Annotated in this window: 16 protein-coding genes; 8 read left to right on the top strand and 8 right to left on the bottom strand. The window is 73.7% G+C overall.

What is annotated here, in order from left to right; translation table 11 throughout:
• Positions 1-43: 43 nt before the first annotated feature.
• The 6 genes from ACYVMZ_RS21795 to ACYVMZ_RS21820 form a co-directional block, all read right to left on the bottom strand.
• The gene (locus ACYVMZ_RS21795) at positions 44-2,470 is read right to left on the bottom strand and encodes a glycoside hydrolase family 65 protein (RefSeq protein WP_461082153.1); all 2,427 of its coding nucleotides are present in this window, start codon (positions 2,468-2,470) and stop codon (positions 44-46) included.
• A 172-nt stretch (positions 2,471-2,642) separates the two neighbouring features.
• On the bottom strand, positions 2,643-3,518 hold the full coding sequence (locus ACYVMZ_RS21800; protein WP_461082155.1) for a universal stress protein: 876 nt from the start codon (positions 3,516-3,518) through the stop codon (positions 2,643-2,645).
• Between the two features lie 316 nt (positions 3,519-3,834).
• Positions 3,835-4,209 carry a roadblock/LC7 domain-containing protein gene (locus ACYVMZ_RS21805; protein ID WP_461082157.1) on the bottom strand — a complete coding sequence of 125 codons (375 nt, stop codon included), beginning with the start codon at positions 4,207-4,209 and terminating at the stop codon, positions 3,835-3,837.
• Between the two features lie 91 nt (positions 4,210-4,300).
• Positions 4,301-4,840, bottom strand: coding sequence for a roadblock/LC7 domain-containing protein (locus ACYVMZ_RS21810; RefSeq protein ID WP_461082159.1), 540 nt, complete (start codon positions 4,838-4,840; stop codon positions 4,301-4,303).
• A gap of 38 nt (positions 4,841-4,878) precedes the next feature.
• The gene (locus tag ACYVMZ_RS21815; protein WP_461082161.1) at positions 4,879-5,637 is read right to left on the bottom strand and encodes a hypothetical protein; all 759 of its coding nucleotides are present in this window, start codon (positions 5,635-5,637) and stop codon (positions 4,879-4,881) included.
• A complete protein-coding gene (locus ACYVMZ_RS21820; RefSeq protein WP_461082162.1) occupies positions 5,634-6,038 on the bottom strand; it encodes a hypothetical protein in 405 nt (134 codons plus the stop codon). Before ACYVMZ_RS21820 ends, ACYVMZ_RS21815 begins: the two co-directional genes overlap by 4 nt.
• 345 nt (positions 6,039-6,383) lie before the next feature.
• Here ACYVMZ_RS21820 and ACYVMZ_RS21825 point away from each other — a divergent pair, with 345 nt between their 5' ends.
• The 8 genes from ACYVMZ_RS21825 to tgmB all read left to right on the top strand — a co-directional run bounded on the left by ACYVMZ_RS21825 (position 6,384) and on the right by tgmB (position 13,888).
• Positions 6,384-6,731 carry a hypothetical protein gene (locus tag ACYVMZ_RS21825; RefSeq protein WP_461082164.1) on the top strand — a complete coding sequence of 116 codons (348 nt, stop codon included), beginning with the start codon at positions 6,384-6,386 and terminating at the stop codon, positions 6,729-6,731.
• Between the two features lie 106 nt (positions 6,732-6,837).
• A complete protein-coding gene (locus tag ACYVMZ_RS21830; protein WP_461082166.1) occupies positions 6,838-8,055 on the top strand; it encodes a hypothetical protein in 1,218 nt (405 codons plus the stop codon).
• 81 nt (positions 8,056-8,136) lie between these two features.
• Positions 8,137-8,700, top strand: a complete 564-nt coding sequence (locus ACYVMZ_RS21835) for a (2Fe-2S)-binding protein (RefSeq protein WP_461082168.1) — start codon at positions 8,137-8,139, stop codon at positions 8,698-8,700.
• Complete coding sequence (locus ACYVMZ_RS21840; protein ID WP_461082170.1) at positions 8,697-9,707, top strand: FAD binding domain-containing protein; 1,011 nt, start codon at positions 8,697-8,699, stop codon at positions 9,705-9,707. Before ACYVMZ_RS21835 ends, ACYVMZ_RS21840 begins: the two co-directional genes overlap by 4 nt.
• On the top strand, positions 9,704-11,794 hold the full coding sequence (locus ACYVMZ_RS21845; protein WP_461082172.1) for a xanthine dehydrogenase family protein molybdopterin-binding subunit: 2,091 nt from the start codon (positions 9,704-9,706) through the stop codon (positions 11,792-11,794). The genes ACYVMZ_RS21840 and ACYVMZ_RS21845 overlap by 4 nt, the downstream gene beginning before the upstream one ends.
• Positions 11,795-12,200: 406 nt before the next feature.
• Entirely contained in the window at positions 12,201-12,512 is a 312-nt protein-coding gene (locus tag ACYVMZ_RS21850) for a YkvA family protein (protein WP_461082174.1), read from the top strand.
• Positions 12,513-12,693: 181 nt separating this feature from the next.
• Entirely contained in the window at positions 12,694-12,885 is a 192-nt protein-coding gene (gene tgmA, locus ACYVMZ_RS21855) for a putative ATP-grasp-modified RiPP (protein ID WP_461082176.1), read from the top strand.
• Positions 12,886-12,901: 16 nt separating this feature from the next.
• Positions 12,902-13,888, top strand: coding sequence for an ATP-grasp ribosomal peptide maturase (gene tgmB, locus ACYVMZ_RS21860; RefSeq protein WP_461082178.1), 987 nt, complete (start codon positions 12,902-12,904; stop codon positions 13,886-13,888).
• Between the two features lie 24 nt (positions 13,889-13,912).
• Here tgmB and ACYVMZ_RS21865 read toward each other — a convergent pair whose 3' ends face one another.
• Both ACYVMZ_RS21865 and ACYVMZ_RS21870 read right to left on the bottom strand, forming a co-directional pair.
• Positions 13,913-14,128: a hypothetical protein gene (locus ACYVMZ_RS21865; RefSeq protein WP_461082180.1), complete on the bottom strand. Its 216-nt coding sequence runs from the start codon at positions 14,126-14,128 to the stop codon at positions 13,913-13,915.
• 146 nt (positions 14,129-14,274) lie between these two features.
• The gene (locus ACYVMZ_RS21870) at positions 14,275-14,748 is read right to left on the bottom strand and encodes a hypothetical protein (protein WP_461082182.1); all 474 of its coding nucleotides are present in this window, start codon (positions 14,746-14,748) and stop codon (positions 14,275-14,277) included.
• Between the last annotated feature and the right edge of the window lie 94 nt (positions 14,749-14,842).

A 14,842-nucleotide genomic window follows, 5' to 3' on the forward strand; every position in this document is an offset into this window, starting at 1 on the left:
GGGGACTCAAGTTTTGGCCGGTTTCAGGGACGGGTTTCCGGTTTCATCCCGCTCCCGTCACGGGCTGGACGGCGGCGGCGGGCCGGTGCCGTTGCGGCCATGAGTCGACGAGCACCAGTCGGCCCGACTCGCCCGGCTGGAGGCAGACCGAGCGGTCCGGGAGACGTATGTCGAGGGGGGAACAGTCGGAGGAGGGGACGGCGATCTCCAGGTGTCCGGGCTCCAGGCGCAGCCGGACGCCCCAGTGGCCCTGGTAGCGCAGGGTGAAGCAGTAGGAGGACAGTTCCGGCAGCGGGACCGGGTCGAGCCAGAGGGCGCCGCTGCGGGTCTCCAGGCCGGTCAGGGCGCGCTGGACGAGGTCGAGGGTGCCGGCCATGGCGCCCAGGTGGATGCCCTCGCCGGTGGTGCCGCCCTGCACGTCGGCGATGTCGCCCCGCAAAGCCTCCTGGCAGAACTCCCACGCCTCGGCGCGCCGGGCCCGGGCCAGGACCCAGCCGTGGACCAGGCCGCTGAGGGTGGAGCCGTGGCTGGTGCGGTGCAGGTAGTGGTCGACGGTGCGACGCCAGGTGTCCTCGTCGAGACGGTGGCCCAACCGCCGGAAGAGGCCCTGCAGTTCGGCCGGGGAGAACAGGTAGCCGAGCATCAGGACGTCGGCCTGTTTGGAGGCCTGGTAGCGGTTGACCGTGTCGCCCTCCGCCTCCAGGATCCGGTCCAGGCGCCGGATGTCGCCGTAGCGCTGCCGGTAGGCGTGCCAGTCCAGCTCGGCGAGGTCGCCGTAGCCGTCGAACTGGCTGATGACGCCCCGGTGGAAGGGGATGTGCAGGCCGCGGGAGACGTCCTCCCACTGCTCGAGCTCGCCGTCGTCCAGGCCGGTCCGTTCGGCGAGTTCACGCCGGCGGGGATCGGGGAGGGCGCGCAGCACCTCGAGCGTGTGGCTGAGCACCCAGGCGGCGGTGACGTTGGTGTACGCGTTGTCGTCCAGGCCCGGTTCAGCCGCGCCGGGGTAGGCGTCGTGGTACTCGTCGGGGCCGACCACCCCCCTGATGCGGTACCGGCGCAGGCCTTCGTCCCAGATGGCGCAGTCCGCCCAGAAGCGGGCGATCTGCAGGAGCATCTCGGCGCCCTTGGTGTGCAGGAACTCGGTGTCGCCGCTGGCCTCGCAGTACTGCCAGACGTTGTAGGCGATCGCGGATCCGACGTGGTACTGGAGGTGGGAGTGGTCGGGCACCCAGCGTCCCGAGCGCGGGTTGAGGTGGAGTCGCTGGGTCTCCTCGCGGCCGTCGCTGCCACTCTGCCAGGGGTACATCGCGCCCCTGCGGCCCGCGTCCTGGGCGGCCGTGCGGGCGCGCTCCAGGCGCCGGTGGCGGTAGTACAACAGGGCGCGGGAGACCTCGGGGAAGTGCAGGTTGAGGTAGGGCAGGACGAACAGTTCGTCCCAGAAGACGTGGCCGCGGTAGGCCTCGCCGTGCAGTCCGCGGGCCGGGACGCCCACGTCGAGGTCGGCGGTGTGCGGGGAGAGGGTCTGCAGGACGTGGAAGAGGTGCAGCCGCAGGATCCGGCCGGCCTCCCCGGGGACGTCGAGCTCCGCGCGCCGCCACAGCTGGGCCCATGCCGTGCGGTGCGAGGCGAGCAGCTCGTCGAAGCCGGGGGCGCGGCCGACCCGGTCGACCGCAGCGTGCAGCGGGTCGCTGATCGCCGGGTCGCGGGAGGTGTACAGGGCGACGGTCTTGTCGACGGCGACGGTACGGCCGGGGGACAGGTCCAGCCGGGTGTGCTGGACGGCGCGCGGGCGCTCGTACCGGATCATGGCGGGCGTGCCGGCGGTGAGCCGGGCGGCCAGGCCGATCCGGATGTCGGAGGTCCGGGTGCGGCAGCGCAGCCACACCGTGTCGGGGGCCGCGGCTCCGGTGTGCACGTGGGTCAGGTGGCGGCCGTCCAGCTCCCGGTAGCGGGGCACGCCGGCGTTGGCGACGCCACCGTCCAGCGCCGCCTCGACGTCGAGCGGGCCCGAGTGGCCCTCGGCGCTGAACTCGGTGCGCAGCGCGGCCAGATGGGGATCGGCCATGTGCACGATCCGCTGCTGGCGCACCGCCAGCACCCCGCCCTCGCCCAGGCCGTACCGCGTCAGGCGCTCCAGCACGCCGGTGGACAGGTGCAGGATCTCCCGATGGTCGAGCACCGGCGCCGTGTCGGGGGTGAGCCATGGCCCGCCGGGGACGCGGAAGCGCAGCGGCAGCCAGTTGGGCAGGTTGACCATGTCCTCGTTCTCGACCCGGCGGCCGGCCACCTCGGAGGTGAGCCGGTTGTAGCAGCCCGCCACGTACGTGCCCGGATAGTGCACGTCGTCGGCGACGCATTCGGGAAGCGCGCCCCGGGTGGCGAAGTAGCCGTTGCCGAGCGTGCACAGTGACTCCCTGAGGCGCACGTCAGCCGGGACGTAGCCCTCGTACTCCCATGTCCAGCCCGTCACCTCGACGCTCCTCCCGCCGACGGCCCGCGCGCCTGGTGCGACGCGCACGCGCCGCTCGGGGTACCCGCGCCCGGCACAGGACACACACCGGCCGGGCCCGTTCCGTGACCACTCCGGCACCGCCGGTACGGCGGCACGGGCGTGCGCGCCGCCGCCGTGCGACCCTGCCTGGTCACACCCTCTGCGGCACGATCACCACGGGGCACGCCGCGTGGTGCAGCAGGGTGTGTCCCACCCGGCCCAGCTGCAGGCCCTTGTGCCCGGACCGGCGCCGCGCTCCGACGATCACGAGGTCGGCGGCGGCCGACCGGGTCAGGAGCACCTTGCGGGCCGGGCCTTCCACGGTCGCGCGGCGCACCCGGACCCGGGGGTACTCCGCGACGAGGTCCTGGAGCAGGGTGTCGAGCAGGGCGGACGCCCGGTCCTCGTGGTGGCGCGCCGGGTCCCCGGCGAGCAAAGGGCGGCCGGCGGCCTCGTACGCGGGGCACCGCCAGGCCCGCACGACCTCCAGGACGCATCCGCGCGTGTCGGCCTCGATGAAGGCGAACCGCACCGCCTCCCCGCCGGTGGCGGGCTCTCCCGCGCCGAGCAGGATCCGCGCGTGGGCGCCCGTCCGGCCGGCGCGGTCGCCGCGGACCACGATCACCGGGCCGTGCGCCCGCCCCGCCACGACCAGGCCGACGGAGCCGAGCAGCAGGCCCTGCAGCTCGCCGCGCCCGCGTGACCCGGTGACCAGGGCGGAGGCGTTGTGCCCCTCGCGCAGGAGCGCGACCGCCGCGTCCTCGGGGACGACGTCGACGGAGACCTCCACCTCGGGATGGCGCCGGCGGGCCCGCTCCGCGGCGCATCCGACGATGCCCTTCGCCACCACATCCGCGTGCTCAGATTCGGAACCGCCGGGTGGGGCGCCGCCTTCGTAGCGCTCCCAGAGGGAGGCGTACACCAGCCGCAGCGGCAGACCGCGCCGGGCGGCCTCGTCCGCCGCCCAGTCGACCGCCAGCAGACTGGGCTCGGATCCGTCCACACCCACGACCAGGGGCAGCTGCATCGTCCCCACCGCCTTTCACCGGGCCGCATGGGCGTACCGCACCGTGCACAGTGCTTCAGCGTGTTTGACTGCTTCAGCGCGCTTGAGTGCTTCAGTGCCACCTTCGCACTCGCAACCGGTCGACAGAAAGAGTGGTTCGCCCCTTTCTGTCGCGCTTCGACCCCTGGCGCCTTCGTCGTCGGCGTGCTGTGCTGGAGGGGGCGGGAAGGGCCCGGAAAGACGCGGGGAAGCGGCTGGCGGCCGTGCACCGCGCAATTTGGATCCGCGAGAAGTGGATGGGGCCCTTCCCGCCTCGTCGTGTCGACTCGGAGCCGGTTCAGACCTCCAGCTCGTTCTCGATCCTGCGCAGCTGGTGGCGGGCCATCGCCAGGTTGGCGCGGCTCGCGTCCAGGACCAGGTAGAGGAACAGCCCGTTGCCGCCGCGCCCCTTGAGCAGGCGGATCATGTGGTACTGGCTGTTGAGGGTGATCAGGATGTCCTCGATCTCCTCCTTCAGCCCGAGGAGTTCCATCGTGCGCAGCTTGGCCCGCACCACGTCGGTGTTGCCGGCGGCGGCGACTTCGAGGTTGAAGTCCTTGCTGCCGCCCAGGGTTCCGAGGGCCATGCCGCTCGTGTAGTCGACGAGGGCGACGGCCGTGGCTCCGTCGATGGAGCTCAGGCACTCCTTCAGCGCGGTCTCCAGGTTGGCCATGATGCGGTGGTTCCTTTCCGTCGGCGGTGATGGGTCTGGTCGGACGTCCGGACCGGTACCGGTGTCCGAGTGGGGGACGGGAGCCGGGGTCTCAGCCGCCGGGCTGGATACGCGGCTGGTGGGTGGGCCGCTGCGGGGTGCGTACCGGGAGGGTGCCGATGGGGCGGGCCGGGTCCCCGGGGGCCGGGGCGAGGTGCTCGGGAGGCGTGGGAGGTGTGGGAGGTGTGGGCCGGCCGGCGTGGCGCCCGGCGCCCGGGCCGGTGCGGGCGGCGACGAGGTCGGCGATGCGTGCGCCGCTGCGCCGCCCTTCCAGGTGCAGACGGCCCACGTTGACGCGGTCGCCGGCGAGGAGGGTGAGGACGGCGGAGGGGCCGGCCGCGTACGTGGCGACGTAGCCCTGTGTGCCGCGGACCAGCAGTTCGCGGAGGTCGCCGCGTGCGGTGGCGTCCGTCGTGCGGTGCGCGATGCCGAGGGCGGCGGCGGTGAGCGCCGCCAGTCCCTCCGGTTCGGTCTCGGGCGCGTCGTGGGCGAGGACGAGCCCGTCGACGGTGGCCGCGAGCGATCCCGTGAGCTGGGGGATGCGGGTGCGCAGCCGACGCAGTTCGTCCAGGACGTCGGTCTCGACGGCCATGAGCAGTCTCCTTTCGGCACGCTGTCGTCGCGCGCGGATCACAGTGCCTCCAGGGCGCCCAGGAGCCGTCGCAGCAGGGCGGTGTCGGGCTCGTCGTGCACCGCCGTCGTGAGCCGGTCGGGGGCCTGGGGCCTGGGGGTCACCAGTCCGTCGGCGGCGAGGCGGCGCAGCTCGACGAGGGTGTGGAAGGTGCGGCAGGCGAGGTTCGCGGCGATCTGTGCGGCGGTCCGGGCGCCGTCGATCTGTGCCAGCGTCCGGCGGCGACGGGCGGGCAGTGCGGCGGGGTCGGCGTCCGGCACCCGGGCGAGGGGCGCGGTGTCGACGGCGGGCTCGGGCCAGATGCGGTGCAGCAGGGCCCGGCGGCGCCGCGACTCGCGCAGCACGGTGTCGAACGGTACGGGGCGCACCGCGCCGAGCCAGTGGGCGGCCCCCGGCCGGAACCGCACCACCGGCCCGTCGGGGGCGAGGACGAAGTACGCCGCGTCGAAGAGGGCGCCCAGGTGGCACAGTTCGAGCGCGCCGGTGGTGAGGCGGCCGCTGTCGACCAGGTGCCGGCCGACCTGTCGGCGGGCGCCGGCCCGGTCGACCGCCTCCCACCAGCCGTCGGGCGCGAGGGCGCCGCTGCGGGTGAGCAAGGTGCCGAGGTCGGGGGCGTGGGCGGACTCGACGTGGACGACGTGTCCTGCCGAGAGGTAGACGATCCCCGACTCGGTCGACAGGGCCCCGGTGGCGCGCTCGGCGGCGAGGCCGGCGAGACAGGCCGAGGCGGGTCGGTCCGTACGGGATGCGGTGGTCATCCGAGCACCAGTCGGTCCGCCAGCTCGGCCAGCCGGATGCGGGCCAGCGCCAGGTTGCCGTCGTGGCGGTCGAGCCACAGGTGCAGGATCACGGTGCTGTCGAACGGGGTGGTGACGAACCTCAGCAGGTGGTACGAGTCCGTGGTCGTGAGGATCAGGTCCTGGACCGGTGGTTCCTTGCCGGACGCGGTGGCCTCACCGCCGTCGGCGGGGGCGAGGGAGCCGCTCTCGGTGGCGAGACGGGCCAGTTCGGCGGCCTCCGCGGCCGCGGCCTCGATGTCGCCGCCCGGTGCGTCGCCGACCGCGCCCAGGGGAAGACCGCTGATCCAGTCCACCACCGCGGCACCCCGCGCTCCGGGTAAGCGCACGGCTTCCAGCAGACTCTCGTCGATTCCGGGCACGCCGGATCCCCTCCCTGCACGGCTGTACCGCGAACGTGAGCTCGAGACTACGGAAAGTGCTCGGCCCAGGTGAGGGCTTTGGCATTTTCCAGCGGAATGTGCACGGCGAGGGATCGCGATCCGCTATTCTTCGCCGCCCGCGAGCAGGGCCGGTAGCCGTGAGCGAGCAGGCCCGCCCCGATGCGGATGGTGGGCGGGCCCTGCTCGCGCCCCATTGTCGTGAGCGCCCGGTGGCCCGGCCACGGGTGAAGGCCCCCCACCTCGTGTGCGTCCCGCACACCCCGCGCGCGTCCTCCGGCTTCGTCCACGCCACATGCCGCGGCCCGGTGGGGGTACGCGGAGCGCATGACTGACGGCAAGACCCCAGACCCCCACGACAGGACCACCGCGGCGGAGAGCGCCGAGGAGGAGCGGGCCGCCGCCCGACCCTTCAGCTATCCACATCCGGAGCGCCGCGCCGGGGTGCGCGCCACCCGGCACATCAGCCGCGAACAGGCCGACGCGGACAGCGTGCCCGGCGTGCCCGGCGGCTACGGCAGCACGGGCGGCGGCCAGGCCGGCGGCCGCGGCACTCCCCGTCCCGGCGGGGAGGACACCACCGACGAGTCGGGCGTGACCGACGTCGTCGCGGGACGCGAGCCCCGCCCCGACCGGGCCGGTGAACGCCCCGACCGGGGAGGTGAGCAGCAGTAGGCGCGTACGGGGCGGGGAGCCCGACCGGGGAGGACCCCGCGTGATCGGCACCGGTCTGCGGCGACGATACTGGCAGGCACACGTGCCCCCACCTCTAGATGGACTCATGCCGACCTCCCCCACCGTCCGCCCCACGACTCCCCCCACGGTGTGGCTGGCTCGCGGCCGCCACGTCGGTCCCGCCGCCGAGGACGTACTGCGGCGCTCGCTCCAACAGCTGAAGGACAGCCAGGCCATCGACGACTTCCTGGAGGTACCCGAATCCGGGGAGGAGTCACCGGATCGGGTCTTCGAGGCGCGTTGGCGGGTCCCCGATCGGGTGACGGTGCGCGCCCGGCTGAGCCTGGCGCCCGCCTCGGGCGACGAGCGCGAGTGGACCCTGGTCGCGGAGGCCGAGCAGCCGTGGAACCCGGCGTGGCCGTCCCCCGCCGCCAAGTTCTGGCCGCAGGAACCGGACGCCTCCTGGGACCACGACGCCGCCACCGGGCTGTCCCTCAGCGACATCAGTCCGCTGCCGGGGGACGACAAGGCCGTACGCCGACTGCTGCGGAACTCCGCGCGCAGCGGCTGGAACATCCACGTCGTCGTCCACGAGGCCATGACCACCGACGAGCGCGGCCGTGTGCCGCTGACGCGGTGGCTGCCGCCGAGCCTGCGGCACCGCGTGGTGGAGCACCGCGCGGCGCCGCAGCAGCTGCGGGTCGTGAACTGGGCCCTGCGGGACCACGACGTCCAGGTGCCGCGCGGCGGTGCCGTGGTGCTGCCCGGCCGCCCGGTGCCGCCCGGCTACGCCGCCCAGGACTTCTCCGTACGCGCCGTCTTCCTGGACGGCTCGGAACCGGCCGAGCTCACCGAGGCGGTGACGCGGTTCGCCGCGCTGCCCAGGCCGCTGCCGGACGGTGCCGAAGCCGCCCTGGCCGCGCTGCGGGAGGACTGGCACCTGTTCACCGTGGAGGAGGAGCTCGTCCGCCAGCGGGAGCTGGTGGCCATGTACGCCGAGGCGCTGGAGGCCATGACGCGGTCCCGGGACCTGTACCGGGAGGCGGCCGAACGCGCCCATGAGGCGCTGGCCGCCTACCGCGATGCCGCCGAGGCCGTTCCCGCGAAGCCGCGGCCGTCCGAAGCTCCGGGCACGTCTGCCTTCCAGCAGCTGACGCGGACGCTGGGACGGCTCAAGGACACGGCCAAGGCCCTGCGCCCCGCGGCCCTCACGGACCCGGCCCGCGGGACGGACAAGGCGGATACGTCTGCCAAATCCCTCGACCTGGACACGGGCCGCGACCGGGAGGACACCGGCGCCGAGCCGGCGAGATCCGAGCAGTAGGCCGACGCACGTGTCAGTCGCCGCCTCCTGGATACGCGGACCGCACAGCAGCCCGGCCCGTCCCGGAAGGTCAGCCACGCCATGGGAAACCACCCCGACGACCCCCACGACGGAACCGCCGCCTCACCCCACCACTCGGAGACGACGCTCCGCGTCAACGGCAAACCTCACACACTCACGGTCGACCACCGCCGCGTCCTGCTGGACGTCCTGCGCGAGGATCTCGACCTCACCGGCGCCAAGAAGGGCTGCGACCACGGCCAGTGCGGCGCCTGCACGGTCCTGGTGGACGGGCGGCGCGTCAACAGCTGTCTGCTGTTGGCGGTGGCGCTGGACGGCTGCGAGGTGACGACCGTGGAGGGGCTCGCCGGGGACGGCGAGGAGCTGCACCCCTTGCAGCAGGCCTTCCTGGAGCGGGACGCCTTCCAGTGCGGCTACTGCACACCCGGCCAGATCTGCTCCGCCGTCGGCGCGCTCGCCGAGGCCGCGGCCGGTCATCCCTCGCACGTCACCGGCCCCGCGACGCCCTCGGGTGAGCCCGTGCCGCTGGACCGGGAGGAGATCCGGGAGCGGCTGAGCGGCAACCTGTGCCGGTGCGGAGCCTATCCGCGCATCGCCGAGGCGGTGGAGGACGTGATCCGGTGAAGCCCTTCGCGTACGTCCGCGCCGAAAGCGTCGAGGAGGCGACCACCGCGTACGCCTCCCGCCCCGGTGCCCGCTATCTCGGCGGCGGCACCAACCTCGTCGACCTGATGAAGCTCGGCGTGGAGGAGCCCGCCGCCCTCATCGACGTCACCCGGCTCCCGCTGGACACGGTGGAGGAGCAGGCCGACGGTTCCCTGCGGATCGGCGCCATGGTCCGCAACAGCGACCTGGCGGCCCACCCCGCCGTCCGCGACCGGTACCCCGCGCTGTCCCAGGCGGTCCTCGCGGGCGCCTCCGGGCAGTTGCGCAACGCCGCCACCACCGGCGGCAACCTGCTGCAGCGCACCCGGTGCCCGTACTTCCAGGACCTGTCCAAGCCGTGCAACAAGCGGGAGCCGGGCAGCGGGTGCGGCGCGCGGGACGGGGTGCACCGCGACCACGCGGTCCTCGGGTACTCCGATCACTGCATCGCCACCCATCCCTCGGACATGGCGGTGGCGCTGGCGGCCCTCGACGCGCGGGTCGAGCTGTACGGCCCCGACGGGGCCCGGAGTGTCGCCGCCTGCGACTTCCACCGGCTGCCCGGGGACCGTCCCGAGCAGGACACCGAGATCCGGCCCGGCGAACTCGTCACGGGCGTGCTGCTGCCGGCCACGGCGGCCGGGATGCCGTCGGCGTACCGCAAGGCCCGCGACCGGGCGTCGTACGCCTTCGCGCTCGCCTCCGTCGCCGCCGTGCTGGACGTGGCGGACGGGGTCGTCAGCCACGCCGGGATCGCCTTCGGGGCGCTGGCGCACCGGCCGTGGCGGGCCCGGCGGGCGGAGGCGGCGCTGCTGGGCGCGGCTCCCACCGCGGCCGCGTTCGAACACGCCGTGGACCTGGAGCTGTCCGCCGCGCGGCCGCTGCGGGACAACGCCTACAAGGTGCCGCTCGCCCGCCGCCTCGCCCTCGACGTGCTGACCCGGCTGGCCGGAACCGAACCGGCGTTCGCAAGGAGGAGTTCATGACCGGCACCATGGGCGCTCCCGCCGTACGCCGGGAGGGGCGGCAGAAGGTCACCGGCACGGCCCGCTACGCCGCCGAGCACCACTGGCCCGGTCACGCCCACGCCTGGCCCGTACCGGCCGCGATCGCCCGCGGCCGGGTCACCGGCGTCGACGCCTCGGCCGCCCTCGCCCTGCCCGGGGTCCGTGCCGTGCTCACCCACGAGAACGCGCCGCGCCTCGCGGAGCCGGACGACCCCACGCTGGCGGTGCTGCAGAACTCCCGGGTGCCGCACCGCGGTTGGTTCGTGGCCCTGGTGGTGGCGGACACGCTGGAGGCGGCCCGGGCGGGTGCCGACGCCGTCCGTGTCGCGTACGACGTGGAGGAGCACGACGTGGCCCTCAGCGCCTCCCACCCGGGGGCGTACGAGCCGGAGGAGGCCAACGGCGGGTATCCGGCCCGTCGTGAACACGGCGATCCCGACGGCGCCTTCTCGTCCTCGGCCGTGCGGGTCGACGCCGGGTACCGGGTGCCGCCGCTGCACAACCACCCCATGGAACCGCACGCCAGCACCGCACACTGGGACGGCGACCGGCTCACGGTGCACACATCCAGCCAGGGCGCCACCACCGTACGGGCCGTGCTCGCCGAGCTGTTCGGGCTGGCGGAGGAGCGGATCAGTGTCGTCGCCGAGCATGTCGGCGGGGGTTTCGGCTCCAAGGGCACGCCCCGGCCCGACGTCGTACTCGCGGTGATGGCGGCGCGGCACACCGGCCGTCCGGTCACCGTGGCGCTGCCCCGCCGGTACCTGCCCGCCGTCGTCGGGCACCGGGCCCCCACGCTGCACCGGGTCCGGCTCGGCGCGGACACCGACGGCCGGCTCACCTCCCTCGTCCACGAGGTCACCACCCACACCTCGCGCATCGAGGAGTTCGTCGAGCAGGCGGCCGTACCGGCGCGCGTCATGTACGCCGCCCCGCACAGCCGTACCACGCACCGCGTGGTGCCGCTGGACGTGCCGACGCCGTCGTGGATGCGGGCACCGGGCGAGGCGCCCGGCATGTACGCGCTGGAGTCCGCCGTGGACGAGCTCGCCACCGAGCTCGGCATGGACCCGGTGGAGCTGCGGATCCGCAACGAGCCGGAGACCGAACCCGACAGCGGCAGGCCGTTCAGCAGCCGGCATCTGGTGGAGTGTCTGCGCGAGGGCGCCCGCCGCTTCGACTGGTCCCGGCGCGATCCCCGGCCGCGTTCCCGAACCGCCGGTCCCCTGCTGGTCGGCACGGGGGTGGCCGCGGCGACGTACCCCGTCCTGGTGTCGCCCTCCACGGCGGCGGCCCATGCCCTGCCCGACGGGACGTTCCTGGTACGGATCAACGCCACCGACATCGGCACGGGCGCCCGGACCGTGCTCGCGCAGATCGCGGCCGACGGCCTGGGCGTGCCGCTGGAGCGGGTGCGGACCGAGGTCGGCAGCAGCGACCTGCCGTCCGCTCCCCTGGCCGGCGGTTCGTCCGGCACCGCGTCCTGGGGCTGGGCGGTCCACGAGGCCTGCGTACGGCTGGCCGAGCGTCTGGCCGACCACGCGGGACCGCTGCCCGGGCAGGGCATCGAGGCCCGCGCCGACACCTCGGGCACGGCCGACGCCGGCAGCCCCTGGGCGCGGCACGCGTTCGGGGCGCACTTCGCCGAGGTGGCGGTGGACACGGTCACCGGTGAGGTACGGGTCCGCCGTCTGCTGGGGGTCTACGCCGCCGGGCGCATCCTCAACGCCCGTACCGCGAGTTCCCAGTTCATCGGCGGCATGACCATGGGCCTGGGCATGGCGCTGACCGAGGGCAGCACGATGGACGCCGCGTTCGGCGACTTCGCCGAGTCCGACCTGGCGTCGTACCACGTGCCCGTGCACGCCGACGTCCCCGCGATCGAGGCGCACTGGGTCGACGAGGACGATCCCCATCTGAACCCCATGGGCAGCAAGGGGATCGGCGAGATCGGCATCGTCGGGACGGCGGCCGCGATCGGCAACGCCGTCCACCACGCGACCGGCGTCCGCTTCCGCGAACTCCCGCTCACGCCGGACCGGGTGCTGACCGGACTGCTCAAGTGACGTGACGTGGACGGCACGCGGACCGCACCCGCGTCACGCGGATCCGGTCCGGTGAGACGTGCGGGTGGCCCGCTCCGCCAAACGGCCATACGGCTCACTCCGCCATTCGGCGTGCCTCGGGTGCCGACCGGGCCACCCAGCGCCTGCGGGGAACGGCGACGCCACGCGGACGACCAGGGCGGTGAGGGCCGCCAGCGACGTTACGGTGACCATGACCAGGCGCAGCCGTCACACCCGTGCCACTCTTGGGCCATGGGGATGACGGATTCCCCCCTCGGGACCCCTTCGGACGGGTCAGGCACCGGGCCGAGACGCACATGTCCGGTCCTGGGCGCCATACAGCCGCCGGAAACGGGAATCCAGGTAGGGATGCGTGTGTCATGGCACGCCGGGAGGAGGTCAGCCCGTGGATGCGACCACAGCGGTGATCACCGTGGCCGCGGTCCTCGCGGCCGTCGTACTCGCCGTCGCCGTCGCTGTTCTGGTCCGGCTGGTCCGGACCCGGCGCGACCTGCGGCGCGCGGGTCTGCCCACCGGGCCGCGCTGGGTGTTCTGGGGCGCCGTCCTGTATCTCGTGCTGCCGGCCGACCTGGTGCCCGACCCGGTGTACCTGGACGACATCGGCGTCCTCCTCCTCGCTCTGCGCTCCGTCCGCGGCTCCCTCGGCGAGCGGGATTCCAGAGCGACGCGGCGGCCGGACGGCGCACCCGTGCGCTGACCGCGGGCCGCGTACCCGCGACGCAGCGGAATCCTGGCCCCCGTTTTGACTACGGACCGTAAGGAAACCAACCACCCGTTCGATTCGTATAAGTCTCTGGAAGCCGAAGGAAGTCGGCGGACCAAGCGACGGCGCCCTGTGACCATCGCTTGATCGGCGCAGCACCGACGAGGGAGAGACGATGCAACCGTTCGCGCTCAACTATGCCCGCCCGGCAGCACAGTTGGAGGCGGCCACTCCATATGTGTACGACGCCGGGCTGCAGTTGAACGTGCTCCTCGACGGCCGGGTCGCCGCCTGCGACCACGCCCTGTTGAGAGAAGTGGGGACCACGACGTCCACCGCGGGCTCGAAGACGCACTTCGACGACTGACCGCGGACCGTCGACGATGACCGTACTGATCCTCACCTGTGAGGAGGACGTGACCGCGGACATGGTGGTCGTGCACCTGAACGCGTCGGGCGTTCCGGTGGTCCGCCTCGATCCCGCCGACCTGACCGGTGGTGTCGCGCTGTCCGGTGAGTACGTCCACGGCCGCTTCCGCGGCCATCTGTCCGCCGGTGGCCGGCTGGTGAGCATCGGCGGGCTGCGCTCCGTGTGGGTGCGCAGGCCGGGCACCCCTGCCGGGCGGGCGGCCCAGCCGTCCGCGTGGCTGACCGAGGAGGCCTCCCAGGCGCTCTACGGCATGCTGCGCGGTTCGGACGCGCGCTGGATGAACCATCCCGACGCGGCACGCCGGGCGCGCCACAAGCCCTGGCAGCTGCGCCTCGCCCAGCGGTGCGGTCTGCCGGTGCCCGCCACGCTGATCACGACCTTCCCGCGGGCGGCGAGGGAGTTCGCGGAGCGCTACCCGGATCTGGTGGTCAAGCCGGTGTCGGGCGCGCATCCGCAGGATCCGCCGCGGGCGGTGCCGACCAGCCGGGTCGCGCCGGACGCGGACTTCTCCGCGGTGGCGTTCGGGCCGACGCTGCTGCAGCGGCGGATCGCCAAGCGGGCCGACATCCGCCTCACCGTGGTGGGCGACCAACTGCTGGCGGCCCGCAAGGCGACCGCGTCGGACGCGGATCCCGACGAGGTCGACGTACGCTTCGCCGCGCCCGGCTCGCCGTGGCAGCCCGTCGACGTCCCGCCACGCACCGCCGCGGCCGTGCGCACGTACGTGAGTGAGGCCGAACTGGCCTACGGGGCCTTCGACTTCGTGGAGGACGCGGACGGGACCTGGTGGTTCCTGGAGTGCAATCAGTCGGGCCAGTTCGGGTTCGTCGAGGTGGAGACGGGGCAGCCCATCGCGCGCACGATCGCCGAGTGGCTGGCGCGCCCGGCCCCGCAGGAGTCGGCCGCGCGCCTCAACGGCAGGAACACGGCGGTGTCGTGACCGCCGGGATCACCGCCGCCGCGCTCAGTGCGGTCGCGGACCGGGCAGGGCGGAGCGCTGCCAGCCCGTGCCCGGGTGGTGCGGCCGGTCCAGGGGGCCCGGTGCGTAGCCGGGAGACTGCAGAGGCCGCATGACCAGCTCCAGTTCCCTGCTCACGCGTTCGGCCTCCCGGCGTACCTGTGCGGGCACATCGCCGCACTCCGCGATGAGTCGGTCGTAGATGGGGGAATCCTGGAACACCCGTCAACGTGCCTTTCTGCTCGTCGGCCTCCGTACGGAGGCACGAGGGCGAGTCTAGGCGCCCCGCCACCCGGGGGTGCGAGTTCCCCCGTGGTACTTGACGGCGGGCAGGTGCTGGGGGCGGCTGCCGCGGACCCGATGGCCCATCAAGCGCCCGTCGTCGAACCGGGACGGACGATCATCAGGACCGTGACGACCGCCCACAGGAGGTTGAAGACACCGGTGCGGATGGCGAGTTGGACCGTGTTCGACCGCTCGACCGGCTCTCTGACCTTCAGTTGCCCGAGGAGTTCGTCCTGGCGGGGCAGGACGAAGGCGACCAGGACGCCGGCGGCCGCGGCGGTGAGGGCGATGGACGTGACGAGCCATCCGCTGCCCAGGACGTCCATCGCGAGGGCCGTGGCGAAGCCGAACAGGGGCACCGTCACTCCGATGCCGGCGTAGACGCGGCAGATGCGGTGCAGCAGCTCGACCGTACTCACCGCCGCCGGGTCGGGGCCGTCGCCGTCGGCGGGTGCCGCGCGGCGCACCGCCGGCGGGAACATGCTGGCCGCGACGGTGACGGGGCCGATGGCGACGATGGCGGCCAGGACATGGAGGGACAGCAGGAACTTGGTCACCGGGATCCTTTCCGTGAGATCTCCGTGCGGTGATCAACGAGCCTCACGTTAGGCAGCCGGGGCGTGCGCGCCCATGGGCTGAAACGACAGCCAC

This window comes from Streptomyces deserti (genome assembly GCF_054782695.1).

Coding starts and splice junctions, on each gene's coding strand:
- ACYVMZ_RS21805 (WP_461082157.1), bottom strand. CDS start 4,209: ATGGCCAACCTGGAGACCGCGCTGAAGGAGTGCCTGAGCTCCATCGAC.
- ACYVMZ_RS21845 (WP_461082172.1), top strand. CDS start 9,704: ATGACCGGCACCATGGGCGCTCCCGCCGTACGCCGGGAGGGGCGGCAG.
- ACYVMZ_RS21830 (WP_461082166.1), top strand. CDS start 6,838: ATGCCGACCTCCCCCACCGTCCGCCCCACGACTCCCCCCACGGTGTGG.
- ACYVMZ_RS21800 (WP_461082155.1), bottom strand. CDS start 3,518: ATGCAGCTGCCCCTGGTCGTGGGTGTGGACGGATCCGAGCCCAGTCTG.
- ACYVMZ_RS21810 (WP_461082159.1), bottom strand. CDS start 4,840: ATGGCCGTCGAGACCGACGTCCTGGACGAACTGCGTCGGCTGCGCACC.
- ACYVMZ_RS21825 (WP_461082164.1), top strand. CDS start 6,384: ATGACTGACGGCAAGACCCCAGACCCCCACGACAGGACCACCGCGGCG.
- ACYVMZ_RS21835 (WP_461082168.1), top strand. CDS start 8,137: ATGGGAAACCACCCCGACGACCCCCACGACGGAACCGCCGCCTCACCC.
- tgmA (WP_461082176.1), top strand. CDS start 12,694: ATGCAACCGTTCGCGCTCAACTATGCCCGCCCGGCAGCACAGTTGGAG.
- tgmB (WP_461082178.1), top strand. CDS start 12,902: ATGACCGTACTGATCCTCACCTGTGAGGAGGACGTGACCGCGGACATG.
- ACYVMZ_RS21815 (WP_461082161.1), bottom strand. CDS start 5,637: ATGACCACCGCATCCCGTACGGACCGACCCGCCTCGGCCTGTCTCGCC.